The sequence below is a fragment of the Aquimarina spongiae genome (genome assembly GCF_900141785.1).
Classification (GTDB): Bacteria; Bacteroidota; Bacteroidia; order Flavobacteriales; family Flavobacteriaceae; genus Aquimarina; species Aquimarina spongiae.
Window position 1 is genome coordinate 202401 of record NZ_FQYP01000001.1, and the last position, 15914, is coordinate 218314.

At 35.1% G+C, this 15914-nt stretch carries 20 protein-coding genes; 10 read left to right on the forward strand and 10 right to left on the reverse strand.

The window, feature by feature from the left end:
• The first annotated feature begins 35 nt into the window (after positions 1-35).
• From BUE24_RS00830 to BUE24_RS00840, 3 genes are all read left to right on the forward strand, one after another.
• Positions 36-596, forward strand: a complete 561-nt coding sequence (locus tag BUE24_RS00830) for a DUF4126 domain-containing protein (protein WP_073312620.1) — start codon at positions 36-38, stop codon at positions 594-596.
• Between the two features lie 133 nt (positions 597-729).
• On the forward strand, positions 730-2571 hold the full coding sequence (gene kdsB, locus BUE24_RS24435; protein ID WP_073314379.1) for a 3-deoxy-manno-octulosonate cytidylyltransferase: 1842 nt from the start codon (positions 730-732) through the stop codon (positions 2569-2571).
• Positions 2572-2595: 24 nt separating this feature from the next.
• The gene (locus BUE24_RS00840) at positions 2596-3150 is read left to right on the forward strand and encodes a 1-acyl-sn-glycerol-3-phosphate acyltransferase (RefSeq protein ID WP_073312622.1); all 555 of its coding nucleotides are present in this window, start codon (positions 2596-2598) and stop codon (positions 3148-3150) included.
• Here BUE24_RS00840 and BUE24_RS00845 read toward each other — a convergent pair.
• The 3 genes from BUE24_RS00845 to BUE24_RS00855 all read right to left on the reverse strand — a co-directional run bounded on the left by BUE24_RS00845 (position 3147) and on the right by BUE24_RS00855 (position 5075).
• The gene (locus BUE24_RS00845) at positions 3147-3650 is read right to left on the reverse strand and encodes a hypothetical protein (protein ID WP_244548099.1); all 504 of its coding nucleotides are present in this window, start codon (positions 3648-3650) and stop codon (positions 3147-3149) included. The two genes, BUE24_RS00840 and BUE24_RS00845, sit on opposite strands and share 4 nt — an antisense overlap.
• Positions 3651-3774: 124 nt before the next feature.
• Complete coding sequence (locus BUE24_RS00850; RefSeq protein ID WP_073312624.1) at positions 3775-4059, reverse strand: GNAT family N-acetyltransferase; 285 nt, start codon at positions 4057-4059, stop codon at positions 3775-3777.
• A 134-nt stretch (positions 4060-4193) separates the two neighbouring features.
• The gene (locus tag BUE24_RS00855; RefSeq protein WP_073312626.1) at positions 4194-5075 is read right to left on the reverse strand and encodes a helix-turn-helix domain-containing protein; all 882 of its coding nucleotides are present in this window, start codon (positions 5073-5075) and stop codon (positions 4194-4196) included.
• Positions 5076-5218: 143 nt separating this feature from the next.
• Between BUE24_RS00855 and BUE24_RS00860 the strand changes: the two genes are divergently transcribed.
• The 3 genes from BUE24_RS00860 to BUE24_RS00870 all read left to right on the forward strand — a co-directional run bounded on the left by BUE24_RS00860 (position 5219) and on the right by BUE24_RS00870 (position 7371).
• The gene (locus tag BUE24_RS00860) at positions 5219-5602 is read left to right on the forward strand and encodes a DUF983 domain-containing protein (protein ID WP_073312628.1); all 384 of its coding nucleotides are present in this window, start codon (positions 5219-5221) and stop codon (positions 5600-5602) included.
• Between the two features lie 52 nt (positions 5603-5654).
• Positions 5655-6494, forward strand: coding sequence for a helix-turn-helix domain-containing protein (locus BUE24_RS00865; RefSeq protein WP_073312630.1), 840 nt, complete (start codon positions 5655-5657; stop codon positions 6492-6494).
• Positions 6495-6642: 148 nt separating this feature from the next.
• Positions 6643-7371 carry a cysteine hydrolase family protein gene (locus BUE24_RS00870; protein WP_073312644.1) on the forward strand — a complete coding sequence of 243 codons (729 nt, stop codon included), beginning with the start codon at positions 6643-6645 and terminating at the stop codon, positions 7369-7371.
• Positions 7372-7482: 111 nt separating this feature from the next.
• Here BUE24_RS00870 and BUE24_RS00875 read toward each other — a convergent pair whose 3' ends face one another.
• From BUE24_RS00875 to rlmH, 7 genes are all read right to left on the reverse strand, one after another.
• Complete coding sequence (locus tag BUE24_RS00875) at positions 7483-8205, reverse strand: YebC/PmpR family DNA-binding transcriptional regulator (protein WP_073312646.1); 723 nt, start codon at positions 8203-8205, stop codon at positions 7483-7485.
• Positions 8206-8316: 111 nt separating this feature from the next.
• Complete coding sequence (locus tag BUE24_RS00880; RefSeq protein ID WP_073312648.1) at positions 8317-8604, reverse strand: 4a-hydroxytetrahydrobiopterin dehydratase; 288 nt, start codon at positions 8602-8604, stop codon at positions 8317-8319.
• A 36-nt stretch (positions 8605-8640) separates the two neighbouring features.
• Positions 8641-9573 (reverse strand): septum formation inhibitor Maf, encoded by a 933-nt coding sequence (locus BUE24_RS00885; protein ID WP_073312650.1) that lies wholly within the window; start codon positions 9571-9573, stop codon positions 8641-8643.
• 39 nt (positions 9574-9612) lie between these two features.
• Complete coding sequence (locus BUE24_RS00890; protein WP_073312652.1) at positions 9613-10200, reverse strand: Maf-like protein; 588 nt, start codon at positions 10198-10200, stop codon at positions 9613-9615.
• Positions 10201-10206: 6 nt separating this feature from the next.
• Positions 10207-11079: a geranylgeranylglycerol-phosphate geranylgeranyltransferase gene (locus BUE24_RS00895; protein ID WP_073312654.1), complete on the reverse strand. Its 873-nt coding sequence runs from the start codon at positions 11077-11079 to the stop codon at positions 10207-10209.
• Positions 11080-11164: 85 nt separating this feature from the next.
• Positions 11165-12133, reverse strand: a complete 969-nt coding sequence (locus BUE24_RS00900; protein ID WP_073312656.1) for an oxidoreductase family protein — start codon at positions 12131-12133, stop codon at positions 11165-11167.
• 66 nt (positions 12134-12199) lie between these two features.
• Positions 12200-12673, reverse strand: a complete 474-nt coding sequence (gene rlmH, locus BUE24_RS00905) for a 23S rRNA (pseudouridine(1915)-N(3))-methyltransferase RlmH (RefSeq protein ID WP_073312659.1) — start codon at positions 12671-12673, stop codon at positions 12200-12202.
• Between the two features lie 51 nt (positions 12674-12724).
• Between rlmH and nadC the strand changes: the two genes are divergently transcribed.
• From nadC to BUE24_RS00925, 4 genes are all read left to right on the forward strand, one after another.
• Positions 12725-13582 (forward strand): carboxylating nicotinate-nucleotide diphosphorylase, encoded by an 858-nt coding sequence (nadC, locus tag BUE24_RS00910; protein WP_073312660.1) that lies wholly within the window; start codon positions 12725-12727, stop codon positions 13580-13582.
• A 3-nt stretch (positions 13583-13585) separates the two neighbouring features.
• Complete coding sequence (locus tag BUE24_RS00915; protein ID WP_073312662.1) at positions 13586-14503, forward strand: YihY/virulence factor BrkB family protein; 918 nt, start codon at positions 13586-13588, stop codon at positions 14501-14503.
• A 36-nt stretch (positions 14504-14539) separates the two neighbouring features.
• Positions 14540-15103, forward strand: a complete 564-nt coding sequence (locus BUE24_RS00920; protein ID WP_073312663.1) for a chalcone isomerase family protein — start codon at positions 14540-14542, stop codon at positions 15101-15103.
• 148 nt (positions 15104-15251) lie between these two features.
• Complete coding sequence (locus tag BUE24_RS00925) at positions 15252-15821, forward strand: chalcone isomerase family protein (RefSeq protein WP_073312665.1); 570 nt, start codon at positions 15252-15254, stop codon at positions 15819-15821.
• Positions 15822-15914: the final 93 nt, after the last annotated feature.

A 15914-nucleotide genomic window follows, 5' to 3' on the forward strand; every position in this document is an offset into this window, starting at 1 on the left:
TGAGTACGATTAAAAAATGTAATAGATAAAAAGATATGCAAGAAATTATACTGAGCATTTGTTTAGGAGTGGGATTAGCAGCGGCTGTTGGTTTTCGGGTTTTTCTGCCATTGTTAGTACTAAGCTTGGCAGGCCACTACAATATTATTCCTCTAAACCAAAGTTGGGAGTGGGTAGGGAGTACACTTTCGATCTGGGTGTTGGTAATAGCAACTTTGGTTGAGATTTTTGGGTATTTCATTCCCTGGTTTGATAATATTTTAGATACTTTGGCTATTCCTCTGGCAGCAGTAGCAGGTACAGCGGTTATGGTATCTACCGTTGCGGATTTAAATCCTGTGATCACCTGGGCGCTTGCAATTATAGCAGGCGGTGGTACCGCAGCTACTGTTAAAAGTACTATGGGAGCTACTCGATTAACCTCTACCGCAACAACAGGAGGTGTAGCAAATCCAGCTGTGGCAGCAGTAGAAACTGGCACAGCAGCGGTAATGTCTACAGCATCTATATTTGTTGCTCCTTTGGCTATTATTATGTTGCTCCTTTTAATCTTAGGATTCCGAAAAATTTATAAAAAGTTGTTTGCAAAGAGGTAACAAAACCTATTAGTAATACATTAATACCAAAAATATAAATCGTTACTTTTAGATATACTAATAAAAAAACTTACTTTTGTAATTTCAAAAAAGCAACAAAACTTTGAACAAAAATACTCTAAAAACCATCGCAATGATTCCTGCGAGATACGCTGCTACGCGTTTTCCTGGAAAGCTAATGCAGGATCTTGGTGGTAAGACAGTGATTAGACGAACCTACGAAGCTACTATAGAAACAGGTCTTTTTGATGATGTTTATGTAGTAACAGATAGCGATATTATTTTTCAAGAAATTACTACTCATGGTGGGAAAGCTATTATGAGTAAGAAGGAGCACAGTTGTGGGAGTGATCGAATCGCCGAAGCAGTAGAGGAAATGGATGTTGATATAGTGGTGAATGTGCAAGGAGATGAACCTTTTACAGAAAGAGAAAGTTTGGAAAAAGTACTTTCTGTGTTCTATGGAGAAGATTCAGATCGAATAGACCTAGCCAGTTTGATGACTCCTATCGATGATTGGGATGATATTATGAATCCTAATAGCGTAAAGGTAATTGTTGATGAAAATAATTATGCCCTATATTTTTCCAGAGCACCTATTCCTTACCCAAGAGATAAAGAAATAAACTACACTTATCATAAGCATAAAGGCGTTTATGCATTTAGAAAGCAGGCAATTTTAGATTTTTATCATTTACCGATGAGGGCATTGGAAGCATCAGAGAAAATTGAATGCATCCGATACCTGGAATATGGTAAAAACATTAAAATGGTCGAAACACAACACGAAGGTGTTGAAATTGATACCCCAGAAGATTTAGAAAGAGCAAAGAAATTAATTAACAAACAGAATCCATTGAATACAAAAACTGTCACAACTTCTAAAGAACATGCGGTTCATAAAAACTTTCCGATGGTTCCAAAAGTGGTTTTCGGAAAAGGGGCATTCAATCAGATAGAGGATATTATTTCTACCGAAAGAAAAGGTATTGCACCGTTTATCTACTTGATTGATGATGTATTTCAGAACGATACTTCTTTTATTGAAGATAGAATACCATTATCTTCGACGGATGAGATTATATATGTGTCCACCAAAGAGGAACCAAAAACCTCTCAGGTGGATCAAATAGTATTTACCATTAAAGATAATTATGAGTTCATCCCTAGTGGGATTATTGGTATCGGGGGAGGATCTATTCTTGATCTTTCTAAAGCCGTTGCAATAATGTTGACCAATCCTGGGAGCGCAGCCGATTATCAAGGATGGGATTTGGTAAAAAACAAAGCGGTGTTCCATGTAGGAATACCAACAATTTCTGGTACCGGAGCCGAAGTATCTAGAACTACTGTATTGACAGGCCCAGAGCGTAAATTAGGAATCAATTCAGACTTTACTCCTTTTGATCAGGTAATTCTTGACCCAGAATTAATTAAAGACGTACCCAAAAACCAATGGTTCTACACCGGTATGGATTGCTATATCCATTGTATAGAATCTCTGGATGGAACATATCTCAATGCGTTCAGCCAAAGTTATGGTGAAAAAGCGTTGGATCTTTGTAAGGAGATATTTTTAGAAAATTCGTTAGATAAAGCAGAAGCAGATGCCAAATTGATGATGGCTTCCTGGCATGGGGGTATGAGTATTGCATATTCTCAGGTGGGAGTAGCACACGCAATGAGTTATGGATTGGCTTATGTTTTGGGAACAAAGCATGGGATAGGTAATTGTATTGTTTTTGATAAATTAGAAGAGTATTATCCAGAAGGTGTAGCGGTTTTCAAGAAAATGAAGGCCTATCACAATATAGAATTGCCAAAAGGTGTTTGTGCTAATGTAACCGAAGAGCAATTAAATACTATGACTTCTGTTGCTTTAAGTCTGGAACCTCTTTGGGAAAATGCACTGGGTAAAGATTGGAAATCAAAGATAAATGATGATAAATTGAAGGATCTATACCGTTCTTTGTAGTTTTGTCTTTTTAAATGATTCTAGATGAAACGGCTTTCGTCCTTTATATACCATAAAATCCTGGGTTGGAAAATGATCGGGGATTTTAAAGGAGATAAGATCAAAAAGTGTATCGTAGTGGTTGTTCCTCATACGAGTTGGCATGACTTTTATATTGGTCTTCTAATACGACAAATAGTAGATCTCAAAATCAGTTTTTTAGGAAAAAAAGAACTTTTTAAATGGCCACAAGGATGGTATTTGAAAAAAGTTGGGGGTATTCCTTTAGATCGAACACCAGGTCAAAATAAAGTAGAAGCGATAGCTGAGCTTTTTAAAAAAAGAGATGAACTTCGAATAGCGATCGCTCCAGAAGGAACTCGAAAAAGAGTTACTGAATGGAAAACTGGGTTTTATCATATTGCAAAAGCTGCAGAAGTACCTATCCTTATGGTTACTTTTGACTTTGGAAAAAAACAAAACGTGATTTCTGAACCTTTTTATCCTACAGATGATACTGAAAAGGATATTCAATTTATGTATCAGTTTTTTAGAGGAGTAAAAGGGAAAGTAGCTAAATACAGTTTTAATGTAGATTAAAACTTACGTGTTTTTTCTTCGATGATTTTGGGTTCAGATTTTTCCTTAGCGGCACCTCCTCCAAAGATCAATTCAGTACTGGTAAAGGTGGTCCCAAATGTAGTAGCTGCATAATATACCTGAGAAATAGCACTTTCAATCTGTTCAGGAGTAAGTTCTTTTAAGGGGTGGATATATACCGACCATAGGATTCCATTAGAGATGGCATACTTTACATCCAAGGCAGAGTGAAAATTGGCGGTCATCGAATCCAAAAGTAAATCTTTATCCAAATTAGAAGATTCTGTTATAGGAGAAATGATGCGCATTCTGTTGTTGGTTTGATCCGTTACGCAAAGCATAGGAGTTTCTTTGTATAGAAGTTTCCAGTTTCCTGTTGCACCACCCAGAGTATCTGCATTTTTTTCTAGAATTTCTCCTAGTAAGCTGTTATCCATATTTTGAGAGAAGGAATACAAAGTTCCAGTAAAGAATAATAGAGTAAGAAACAGCTTTTTCATGATGTACGTTTTAAGAATAGTCGTTTTAGTCTTATAAACTTAACAAAAAAAAGAGGGTAATCATTATAGGCTTTTTGCATTGTTTATTTGAATAATTCATAGAGCATTTAATGGGGATGTTTTTCTACGATTTTAATACATCCTGGATATCATCTAGTTTTTTGAATATTGCACTTGCAAAAGGACATAAGGGTAAAATTTTCAATTCTTTTTCACGTGCCATATCAACAATCTTATAGAGTAACTTTTTACCTACACCTTGTCCCTTAAAAGCGTCATCTACCTCGGTGTGATCTATGATAATAAAATCACTATCCGGGATGGAGTAGGTCATCAATCCTGCCTTTTTTTCATTTTCTCGTGCAATAGCAAAACCTTTATTTTCTCGTTCTCTTATTTCAATTTCCATCTTTATTGTATTTCTATTTTAATCTTTACATCATATTACATGATGTGTAAGCTATCTTATCCTAGCTGCTAAAATTTTGAATACTAAAGATAAGGTACTGTTTGCTAAAATGAAAAAATAGAAACGGATGAGTTTTAGTATTTCTTTCTAAAATCAAAAGGAGTACTACCGGTGTTGGCTTTAAAAGTCTTAGAGAAATAGGAATACTCTTCAAATCCCAAAAGTTCGGAAATAGAGCTTAAAGAATGTGTACTGTGTACTAACATTCTTTTGGCTTCGAGTAATACTCTTTCTTTTATGACATCAGAGCTGGTTTTATTAATGGTAGCTTTTGTAATTCTGTTCAAATGCTTTGGCGTAATATTTAGTTGATCTGCATAAAATTGAACCGATTTCTCCGCTCGGAAGTGTTTTTCTACCGCAGCGTGGAAGTTTTCCAGTGCTTTTAAGTACGTTTTTGAAGTTTTTCTAATAACAGGGATGGAGGAGGTGTAATATCGAGTTAAATCAATATATAGTTGATCAATCAGACTGGTTAATTTCTGATATTTATAAACTTCGTCTCCCTGATGTTCTTCGTTAATTTGGTGGAATAAATATTTGAAATGAGCAATCATGGAATCACTCAGGTTCAGTATCGAGGGATTTTCAATCGAGAAATAAAAAGGAAACTGAGACAAACTTGCATTGACAAAATTAAACTCATAAAATCCTTGGGTGTGGAAAAATATGTATCCTTTTGGTGAAGAGTTAAAATCCCAAAAATGGGTTTGACCCGGCTTTAAAAAGAATACACTACCCGGTTGAATGTTGTAAGTGTTAAAGTCTATTTCATGAATACCGGTACCTTCAGTAAAAAATACACAAAGGAAGAAGTTATGGCTATGAGGTTTACTAATTATGCTTTCATTTCTTTTTAAATGATTTTCAAAAGTATTGCTGTAAAAATCATGGCTAGAGACCTTGTGATCAAACTGCTCGATTTTTAGAATGGGGACGGTCTTGTTTATTTCCATAATGTCCTAAAAGTACAAATTACTGGGATAATACTGTTATTTTAAGAAAGCTTCATATGTTAATTTTATAGGCTCAAATACAAAACGATATATCCGGTAAGTGTATATGATCACTATCTGGAATGCTAATAAAAATAAAGATGATGAATTTCTTGAAAGGAACAAAACTGCATAGTATTTTGGGAGGGAGTTGTCCTGTTTGTCAAAATGAAAGTATGTATAAGGAACCCAATCCATATGTGGTTTCTAAGCTGTTTGAAATGAACGAACGTTGCCAATCCTGCGGCACAAAATACAAGATCGAGCCTTCGTTTTTCTACGGTGCCATGTATGTAAGCTATCCTGTGGGGATTATTTTTGCCGCTACAGCCTTTGTGCTTTCCTATTTGGTTTTTGGTTTAGATCTTATCCCTACCTATATCATTATTGTAGCGGTGATGGTGATCTCATTACCGATCATAATACGACTGTCACGAAATATTTGGATTAATTTTTTTATGAATTACAGAAAAACAAAATCTGTTTAGGATGTATTGGTAAATACATTAAAACCAACAAAAACAAAGAAAATCAGATGATATGAAGTTCACTGGTAGTACAGAAGAGTTTATTTATCTAGATACTATAGATCATACCTCGTGCGAAGTGTTGAAACAAAAAGTCAAAAGTTCGCTCACTGTACTTTGGTTCAAATCTGATGAAAACATTTTGAGGATCGATGGAGAAGAAGTGGCCTTTCAAAAGGATCAAATTGTTTTTTTAACAGAGTTTCATCATCTAGAGCCTGTCAAGATCGTTACGATTAGGGTGCTTCGATTTAATCGTTCTTTTTATTGTGTACTGGATCATGATAGTGATGTAGGCTGTAAAGGAGTGTTGTTTTTTGGCGCGGCGCAATTACCTGTTGTTTCGATTTCTTCAGAAGAATTATACAAGTTTAACACCGTATGGGAAATGTTTGTTTTAGAAATTAATTCTCGAGACAAACTGCAACAAGAGTCTCTTCAGGTAATGCTAAAACGCTTTTTGATCTTGTGTGTTCGATTGTATACTCAGGAAAAACAGTATCCTAATGAAAAAAAAGAAATCAACCTTATACGTGAGTATAACTTTTTGATCGAACAATATTTCAAAAGTAAACATACTGTAAAAGAGTATGCCAGTTTATTACATAAATCTCCAAAGACCTTATCCAACATTTTTTCAAGGTCGGGCTTTAAATCTCCTCTATTCTATATACAAGAACGAATTTTGTTAGAAGCGCGCCGCCAATTGCTACATTCTAACAAATCAGTAAAAGAAATAGCTTTCGAACTGGGGTACGAAGATCTGCAAACCTTTAGTAGATTTTTTAAAAAACATCAAGGTTCCTCTCCTACAGAATACAAAAAAGACCTCAAAATGTCATCAGTAGCATAGTGAGCTATTGGTTTTGTCCATTCTCACAAGCGCTGAGAAAAATTGTTAACTCCTAGGGAATAGTTGTCTACCTCTTGCGCTGCTTTACTTCAGATCTTTGTAGGGTAATCAATAGATGATTATCAAAAACATTTAAAAATATAGAACTATGAAAAAAATATTGATGATGACTATTATGGTAATAAGTACATTTGCAGGTTATGCACAATTACCAGATCCTGGTTTTGAAGTAGATGCCAGAACGGCAATCGTGATTACAGATCCACAAAATGATTTTTTGAGCCCAGATGGTGTAACATGGGGAGTAGTAGGAGAGAGCGTTACTGCCAATAATACTGTAGAGAATTTGGAAAAGCTATTCAAGGTAGCCAAAGAAAAAGGGATGATGGTTTTTGTTTCTCCTCATTACTATTACAAACATGATCATAATTGGAAAATAGAAGGAGCGCTGGAGGCTTTAATGCACAAAATTAACATGTTTGATAGAAGTCATACTCTCAAAACCGATGGGTTTGAAGGTTCTGGAGCCGATTGGTTAGACCGATACAAAAAATATATTGACGAAGATAATGTAGTGGTTACCAACCCGCATAAAGTATATGGCCCAGAATCTAACGATTTGGCACTACAGTTGCGCAAGCACGGTTTTGATAATGTAATTCTGGCAGGGATGTCATCCAACCTTTGTACAGAATCTCATATGAGAGACTTGGTAGAATCTGGATTTAGAGTAGCTGTGGTTAAAGATGCAACGGCAGGAGCTATTTTACCTGGGTTAAATGCATATGAAGCTTCAGTAGTCAACTTTAAAATGATTGCGAGTCACGTATATGATACCGACGAAATTGTAACTAAAATAAAGGCTCACAAAAAATAGATTTTCAATAGTAATTTTTCATGAGTAGTGGTTAATTTTTGTGATAACCAGAAAAGGAGCTGTTTTTGAGAACAGCTCCTTTTTGTATGAAATAATAACTATAAATCTGTTTTATTCTCCAGAAGTCTCCTGCATAGTGTGATAGACATTCTGCACGTCATCATCTTCTTCGATTTTTTCTAGTAGTTTTTCAACATCCGCTACCTGCTCTGGAGTCAATTGTTTGGTCACTTGTGGGATGCGTTCAAAGCCAGAAGAAAGGATTTCTATGTTTCTGCCTTCTAGTTCCTTCTGTATCGTTCCAAAACTTCCAAAAGGAGCATAAATTAAGATTCCGTCGTCGTCCTGAAAAACCTCTTCGGCACCAAAATCAATAAATTCTAGCTCTAATTCTTCTGGATCAATACCTTCGCCATTAATTCTGAAATTGCAGGTGTGATCAAACATAAATTCTACAGAACCTGAAGTACCCAAATTGCCATCACATTTATTAAAATAGGATCTGATATTGGCTACAGTTCTGTTGTTGTTGTCAGTTGCTGTTTCTACCAAAATGGCGATCCCATGTGGAGCATATCCTTCAAAAAGCACTTCTTTATAATCTCCTTGATTTTTATCTGAAGCTCTTTTTATGGCTCTTTCAATATTATCTTTGGGCATATTAGCAGCTTTCGCATTTTGGATTACTGCTCTTAACTTTGAATTCGAATCAGGATCAGGGCCGCCTTCTTTTACAGCCATTACTATATCTTTTCCTAATCTTGTAAACGTTTTGGCCATGGCAGACCAACGCTTCATTTTACGTGCTTTTCTAAATTCGAAAGCTCTTCCCATAGTATAAATTTAATCGTGTAGAATACAAACATAAGTAGAAACCAAGTTTTTGGCAAATGTTTGTTCTACATATCTATTGCCAGTATGTATTGTCCAAAGAGAATTTAAAAATTATTCTCCTTGAATGATAGATTCGATACTTTTTGCAAGGGCAAAATCATTTTCGGTTACTCCTCCTGCATCATGGGTAGATAGACTAATGTATAGTTTGTTATACACATTAGACCAATCGGGGTGGTGCTGTTGTGCTTCTGCCTCGAATGCGATTCTGGTCATTACCGAGAATGCATCTTTAAAATCGATAAATTCGAAAGTAGTATGAATAGCATTTTCGTTATACTCCCATCCATTAATCTCTTGTAATTTTTCTTTTATTTCTGATTCTGAAAGTTTTTTCATTAGTGAATTCTTATAGGTTATTTGATATTTTTTTGGTTATTGAAGACCTAACTCTTCTCTTAAGACTTCATCCTTATTACTGTTTTTACCCCAATAGGCAGATTTAATACTTTTTATTTTGGTGGCCTTGGTTACCAATTCTTTGGCGTTGGGTCCAAAACCACTTTTAAAGGTTTCTGCCCAGCTTTCAATTTCATAAGGAAAAGCACTTGCAAAACGAATGCTTACCGTTCTATTCAGTTTTGGATAAGTAATCGTATATACATTTTGATCACCTTCTTTTTGTAAAGTGGTGGTCGCTGCATAGGCTTTTACTTCTTTATGTCTTAATCGGGTATACTCAAACGAAGGAATGATTTCTACTTTCCCTATCGGCAATTGATCCGGAGCAATTCTAAGTTGGGTCCAAAGTTCATTTTCAAGAATCGCTTTGTCTACTTTTAATTCCTGATCTGCCTCACCTTGAAAATAGGAATGCGACATGATCTCAAATTGCTCTCTGTTATTGAGCTGTGCGTACACATGACCACACCATTCTTGCATAGAACTGGATACTTTTATCGCGTGGCGATCGTTGGATACCGGATAAAATGTGCTTTGCATAATGGAGTAGGGATAAATACCTGTATTAAACTTTTTGGTGGCATTTAATTTGAGCACCGGAATGTTATTGGCGTTTTGATAATCGGCCTTCACCTGTACTTTTGGTAAGAAATCCTCAGTGACGTAGATTAATACTGCTTTACCCTGCCTGATTTCACCGTATCGTGCTTGTTCTAATTGATAAGAGGTTATTTCAGCTTCCCCAGCGTACCAGTATTTTTTAAATTCTTCAGAAAGTCCTTTTTTGTCGGTATTAGGAATTACTTTATCATTGGCAACATTTGAAGATTCGTCTGCAACCATATTGCTACATGCTATAAACACCAATACGGTAAGAACAGCAGAGAGTATAATGAACTTTTTCATAGTTTTCTTATTTGCATTTTTATGCAAATTACGATAATGCTATGATGTAGCCATCTGTGTTAACGTTTCATAAACAAGGTGGGTAGGGAGTCCCATGACATTAAAATAACTTCCTTCCAGATTAGTGATACCTATAAAACCAATCCATTCTTGTATCCCATATGCACCTGCTTTGTCCAGAGGTTGATATGTTTTTACGTAATACTCAATTTCTTCTTTAGAAATGGCTTTAAAAGTAACTTTGGTGCTTTGAAACACCGTTTTTGATTGGGTAGTCGTAGTAAAACAAACTGAAGTAATCACTTCGTGCGTATCGTTGGATAAAGAAGCGATCATTTTAGCAGCTTCATCCAGATCTTTGGGTTTACCCAAGGCTTTATTGTTATGCCATACTATTGTATCGCTTGTGATTAGAATATCATTGGGCTGTAAATCAGTAAATGCACTAGCTTTTAATTGGGCTAAATAGTTAGAAATTTCTTCAGCCTTTAAATGATCAGGATATATCTCTTCAATCTCTTTGAGTTGAATGGAGAAATCCAGACCAAGATCTTTAAAAAACTGTTGTCTTCTGGGAGAACCCGAAGCAAGAATTACATGATAATCTTTAAGTATTTCGTTGAGCATGTTATTCTATTTTAGCAAGTACTGATACATAAGTAAAGAGATGGCAGTAATCAATAATACAATCCGCAACAAGTGTTTCAAAAGTCGAAGTTGTTTATCAGTTTCCGCAGTAAAACTTTTGATAATAAAGAAAATTAACGGGGCAACTATCAAAGCTAATACAGCTACTACTGCCAGACTATTCGAAAACAAATAGGTATAGATGTAATAGATAACAGCCGCAATTGGTAAAACCGCTAGTATCCCGATTAGTTTAATGGTTCTCTCTTTTCCCAAGACAATAGGAATGGTTTTGAGTCCCATATTATGATCTTTATCAACATTCAGGCAATCTTTTAGAATTTCTCGTAGTACTATGATTAGAAAAGCAAATACAGAATAATCAAAAATAATGGAGAAAATTACCGTTTGCGATTCTCTGTTTTTCTCGGTAATGGCAGGTAATAGGTCAAAAATACCTATGGCCAGAATGCTTAAGGTGGCTAGTACACCAATAATTATATTTTTGACAACCAGAATCTCCTTTAGGTAGGTAGCATACATATAAAAGATCCCCGAAACGATAATAAATAAGACAGCAAATCCAGGCCTTCCAATTAAATTAGAAAGATAGAATCCTAGCAAAACTCCTATGACATTAAAAATAATAAATAAGCGATTTCCAAGTTTTTCATTAGTTTTTTCATCATCATTCAAATGGATAATCACATTCCCTGCAGCGGCAATCGAAAGAGTAGCTAAAATTAACAGGAAAATACCAAATCCATTAAGTGTAATTGCTATACCAAAGGGTTCAAACAATCCATAACGGATACATAATTGGGCTATAGCGATGATCAGGAGATTATCAAACTTTATAATTTTAAGGATGCTTAGCATAATGACAGGTTGATTTGTTGGCAAATGTAATAATTAAAAGCATTTTTATTTGATAGATTTCATTAGGGATGATTTGACTAGGAGACTATATACTGGATAATACAGAATTCATGATGTTGCGATTGTAGTTGTTTACTTTTTGATGTGTTGGCATCCAGCCCAATAGGAAACGAACAAAATCTGTACAGGCAATAGGATACATCTTTCTCCATTCACGCTCCAATGAGCTGAAATCAAAACCAAAATCATGGGTTTCAAATGATGTCTTCAGTACTGAAAAATAGAAATCCAGTAGCTCATCCTGATAGAATTCGCATTCTGAACTCGAGAGACAACTTCCTAAAAAATAAGCGATATCCTTTATTCCGCATCCCCCACCCACATACTGAAAGTCTACAGCCGCTACCTTTTTTCCATTTTCTGAAAAACAAAAATTAGCCAACTTAGCATCGCCATGAACAATAGTTTGATATTGACATTGATTTAATAATTCGTCAATACGATGGGCTTTCGATTTTAATTCTTGATGTTCTATTTTTTCGAATTCATCAGGGCGAGTCTGTAGATGCCAATAGGTACCTATTTCCCATAAGCCTTTGGGAGCTTTATTTAGAAAAGTGATATGAAAATTTGCCAACCATTGTAAGCATGCTTCTATTTCAGGTAGGGAAAGCTGTGTTTTTCGTAACGGAAAATTAGTGTTCAGATCTTCCAAAATAATCCATTGTTGATTTCCTTCAGTATAAGAACCTATCAAGCTAGGAATTTTACAATTCGCATTGCATAATGAGCTCCATTGTTGATACCAATTTGTTTCCACTTTGTAAGAGTGTATTTTTCTATTGTGCGAGTTTGTGGTGTTCCACCCTCGGGGATGCGTTCCTGATGAGTCTGGTGAGATACACTTTACAACTACGGTATTTATCGATGAATTCTTTAGTTGATACCTCGATATCTTACCGTACCCACTCCATAGGCTTTGGATGACTTCTACTTCTTTACATGAGGTAGCTCCCGTGGTTTCTAATAGATAATCTGTAAAATTGGAATTCATGAAATTTACAATCGAAAATTGAGTTGAAGTTGCTAGAGTTTGACTGAGATGAGTGCCTTTTATCAATTATCTATGATGATAAGGTTCGTTTCTTAGAATGGTATACCCTCTATATAGTTGTTCTATAAAAAACAACCGGATCATTTGATGAGAAAACGTCATTTTGGATAAGGATAGTTTGGCTTGCGCTCGTTGGTACACCTGCGAACTAAAACCGTAGGGACCCCCGATCACAAAAACCAATCGTTTGATACCACTATTCATATATTTCTGTAAAACTTCCGAAAATCCTACAGAATCGTATTGTTTCCCATTTTCATCTAAGACAATAAGCACATCAGCAGTAGTGAGTTTACCCAGAATAAGTTCGCCTTCTTTTTCCTTTTGTTGTGCTTCACTCAGGTTTTTTGCATTTTTGAGATCAGGAATTATTTCAAAATCAAATTTGATATAATGTGATAACCGCTTGATATAGTTGTCGATAAGCTGATTCATTTGCTTATCGTCGGTTTTGCCAATCGCCAGTAATTTTATATTCATAGTTTACAATTAGCGTTTACTTTGCTACATTAGCAAAAATAACCATTCAATATGATTAGCGAAGCGCAGTTTAAAAAAGAAATAGAATTAATCATTGCAAATGCCATTAGAGAAGATGTAGGGGACGGAGATCATAGTTCATTGGCTTGTATCCCTGAAACCACAATGGGAAAAGCAAAACTGTTGGTTAAAGATGAAGGTATTTTGGCTGGTGTTGAATTTGCAAAGCAGGTGTTTCAATATGTGGACCCTAATATGGAAATTGATGTTAAAATAGAGGATGGATCCAAAGTGAAATATGGTGATGAAGCTTTTTATGTTTCAGGAAGTTCACTTTCTATTTTAAAAGCAGAACGGTTAGTATTGAATGCTATGCAACGAATGAGTGCTATTGCGACCAAAACCAATCACTTCGTTGAATTGTTGGCTGGTACGGGAACCAAAATTTTGGATACCCGAAAAACAACCCCGGGGATACGTGCGTTAGAGAAATGGGCGGTAAAAATTGGAGGAGGAGAAAATCATAGATTTGCATTGTACGATATGGTGATGCTGAAAGATAATCATATTGATTTCGCTGGTGGGATCACTCAAGCCATAGAAAAGACAAAGAAATACTTAAAAGATCGAGACCTTGATCTTAAAATAATTGTAGAAGCCAGAGATCTGGATGAAATTAAAGAAATTCTACAAACACTAGGAGTGTACAGAATCTTGATCGATAACTTTAACTATGAGGATACTAGAAAGGCAGTTGAGCTTATTGGAGATACTTGCTTGACCGAGTCTAGTGGAGGGATTAATGAGAATACGGTACGAAAATATGCCGAGTGCGGGGTAGATTATATAAGTAGTGGAGCGTTAACACACTCTGTATATAATCTGGATCTAAGCCTGAAAGCAATGTAATATATGTCGAAGAAAATTGAAGATAAGCTTAATAAAATCCCTATTGTTAATTTGTTGGTTAAAATAGGGAAGAAGCTAGTTCTTCCTGGATTTCAGGGATTATCGGTATATGATTTAGTAGAGATTTATGTTACCGGTATCATCAAAGGAACTTTCTCAGCCCGAGCAGGAGCAATATCATGGAGTTTCTTTTTATCCTTATTTCCTTTTTTGCTGTTTCTTCTGAACCTTATTCCATATTTACCAATCAATCAGGAAAACTTCTTTGAGTTCATCAATGGGGCACTACCCAAACAATCCTCTGCATTTTTTAAAACCATTTTTGAAGATATAGCCTCAAATCCAAGAGGGGGATTATTGTCCACCGTTTTTTTGTTATCTATTTTTTTGATGACCAACGGAATAAATGCGGTGTTTTCTGGGTTTGAATATTCGTATCATGTAACGCTCAATAGAAATTTTATAAGGCAATATGTAGTAGCCTTGGGTGTGTCTATAATTGTGGCATCGTTATTGTTAATTACCGTTATAGGTACGATTTATTTTACCTATTTAGTGGATAATCTCAATAAAATAGGGATGGTAAATGATACAGTTTTTTGGCTTACAGTAGGGCGATATGCGTTATTTGTTTTCATGATATTTGTAATCATTGCTACATTATTTTATTTTGGCACCTCAGAAGGGAAACAAAATAAGTTCTTTTCACCGGGAGCTTTTATGACCACTTTTTTAATTATAGTAACAACCTATTTATTTGGAATATACATCGACAATTTTTCAAATTATAATCAGTTGTACGGCTCCATTGGAGCAATGCTGATTTTGATGATTTATATCTGGCTCAATGCAAACCTGCTATTATTGGGCTTCGAATTGAATGCATCATTGATTCAGCTTAGAAAGAATTTTGAACCGTAAATATTTATAACTAACACAAACATTCAAATTAACAAAATGAAAAGATTAAGTTTATTATTTTTTGCCCTTATCCTTGTTGTATCTGCTCAAGCGCAAATTAAAATTGGAGCAGCTACATTACCACAAACAGTAACCTTTAATAGCGAAAGCCTTGTGTTTAATGGTGGGGGATTAAGAGAGAAGTTTTTTATTGATATATATGCAGGAGGCCTGTATCTCAAGAAAAAAAGCGATAAGGCAAGTACTATAGCACAGGCAGATGAGACTATGGCTATAAAATTACATATCGTTTCTGGGTTAATGTCTAGAAGTAAAATGGAAGGAGCGCTTAGAGATGGTTTTGATAAATCAACAAATGGGAATATTGTTCCAATAAAAGATAAAATCGAAAAATTTATTGGCTTTATCAAAGAAGAGATAGAAAAAGGACAAATCTATGATATTGTCTACGAAAAAGGAAAAGGTAGTGTGATCTATAAAGACGGAGTTGAAAAAGGATACGTTGAAGGTCTTGACTTTAAAAAAGCATTATTTAATATCTGGTTAGGATCAAATCCAGCTGACAAAGGTCTTAAAAAAGAAATGCTAGGTGACTACTAATCAAAAGAATATAATCGTATTTTTGTACACTTGACAACGTAAACATTTTTTTAGATAAATGCTATGCTTGCATAATATTTATTATATTTGAAAGGCGAGAAAACAAATCTTAAGTATTAATCCACCCCCAAATAAACCTTAATTTATAATGAAAAAAGTTACTTTTTTAATGCTTGTTGCATTGATCTCAATGGCTTCTGCAAGTGCTCAAATTCGTGTTGGAAACAAGGCGATACTACCTTATGAGCAGACTTTTGCAGAAACAGAATTGAAATTGAATGGAGCAGGTTTGCGAGAAATGCTATGGATTGATTTGTATGCAGGAGGTCTATACCTGCAAGGTACGAGTAAGGATCCAAGAAAGATTCTGGATGCAGATGAAACTATGGCGATTAAACTCAACATTGTTTCTGGCTTTGTGACCCAAAAGAAAATGATTAAAGCCGTTAGAGACGGTTTTCAGAAAGCTACTTTTGGTAATACTAAGGCTCTTGATGAAAGAATTAATAAATTTATTAAGTTCTTTTCTGAGCCTATCGTTAAGAATGACATCTTCGACCTTGTATATATAAAAGGAGTTGGTGTTAAAGCCTACAAAAATGATAAGGAACTTGGAGTGATCGAAGGAAGAGATTTTAAATATGCTTTATTTAAAATTTGGCTGGGTGATGAACCAGCAAGCGAAGCTTTGAAAAAAGGAATGCTTGGATTGCAGTAAATCATTATGCGAATCTAAGCTGAAAAATATAAAACCATCTGCTTATGTTAGTAGATGGTTTTGTTTTCATATTTATCAAAACAAAAATACATA

Excerpts from the sequence above, each read along its gene's own strand:
- BUE24_RS00920 (WP_073312663.1), top strand. The coding sequence starts at position 14,540 with ATGAAAAGATTAAGTTTATTATTTTTTGCCCTTATCCTTGTTGTATCT.
- rlmH (WP_073312659.1), bottom strand. The coding sequence starts at position 12,673 with ATGAATATAAAATTACTGGCGATTGGCAAAACCGACGATAAGCAAATG.
- BUE24_RS00855 (WP_073312626.1), bottom strand. The coding sequence starts at position 5,075 with ATGGAAATAAACAAGACCGTCCCCATTCTAAAAATCGAGCAGTTTGAT.
- nadC (WP_073312660.1), top strand. The coding sequence starts at position 12,725 with ATGATTAGCGAAGCGCAGTTTAAAAAAGAAATAGAATTAATCATTGCA.
- BUE24_RS00890 (WP_073312652.1), bottom strand. The coding sequence starts at position 10,200 with ATGCTCAACGAAATACTTAAAGATTATCATGTAATTCTTGCTTCGGGT.
- BUE24_RS00925 (WP_073312665.1), top strand. The coding sequence starts at position 15,252 with ATGAAAAAAGTTACTTTTTTAATGCTTGTTGCATTGATCTCAATGGCT.
- BUE24_RS00845 (WP_244548099.1), bottom strand. The coding sequence starts at position 3,650 with ATGAAAAAGCTGTTTCTTACTCTATTATTCTTTACTGGAACTTTGTAT.
- BUE24_RS00900 (WP_073312656.1), bottom strand. The coding sequence starts at position 12,133 with ATGAATTCCAATTTTACAGATTATCTATTAGAAACCACGGGAGCTACC.
- BUE24_RS00830 (WP_073312620.1), top strand. The coding sequence starts at position 36 with ATGCAAGAAATTATACTGAGCATTTGTTTAGGAGTGGGATTAGCAGCG.
- BUE24_RS00885 (WP_073312650.1), bottom strand. The coding sequence starts at position 9,573 with ATGAAAAAGTTCATTATACTCTCTGCTGTTCTTACCGTATTGGTGTTT.
- BUE24_RS00870 (WP_073312644.1), top strand. The coding sequence starts at position 6,643 with ATGAAAAAAATATTGATGATGACTATTATGGTAATAAGTACATTTGCA.
- BUE24_RS00915 (WP_073312662.1), top strand. The coding sequence starts at position 13,586 with ATGTCGAAGAAAATTGAAGATAAGCTTAATAAAATCCCTATTGTTAAT.
- BUE24_RS00865 (WP_073312630.1), top strand. The coding sequence starts at position 5,655 with ATGAAGTTCACTGGTAGTACAGAAGAGTTTATTTATCTAGATACTATA.
- BUE24_RS00880 (WP_073312648.1), bottom strand. The coding sequence starts at position 8,604 with ATGAAAAAACTTTCAGAATCAGAAATAAAAGAAAAATTACAAGAGATT.
- kdsB (WP_073314379.1), top strand. The coding sequence starts at position 730 with ATGATTCCTGCGAGATACGCTGCTACGCGTTTTCCTGGAAAGCTAATG.
- BUE24_RS00895 (WP_073312654.1), bottom strand. The coding sequence starts at position 11,079 with ATGCTAAGCATCCTTAAAATTATAAAGTTTGATAATCTCCTGATCATC.
- BUE24_RS00875 (WP_073312646.1), bottom strand. The coding sequence starts at position 8,205 with ATGGGAAGAGCTTTCGAATTTAGAAAAGCACGTAAAATGAAGCGTTGG.
- BUE24_RS00840 (WP_073312622.1), top strand. The coding sequence starts at position 2,596 with ATGAAACGGCTTTCGTCCTTTATATACCATAAAATCCTGGGTTGGAAA.
- BUE24_RS00860 (WP_073312628.1), top strand. The coding sequence starts at position 5,219 with ATGAATTTCTTGAAAGGAACAAAACTGCATAGTATTTTGGGAGGGAGT.
- BUE24_RS00850 (WP_073312624.1), bottom strand. The coding sequence starts at position 4,059 with ATGGAAATTGAAATAAGAGAACGAGAAAATAAAGGTTTTGCTATTGCA.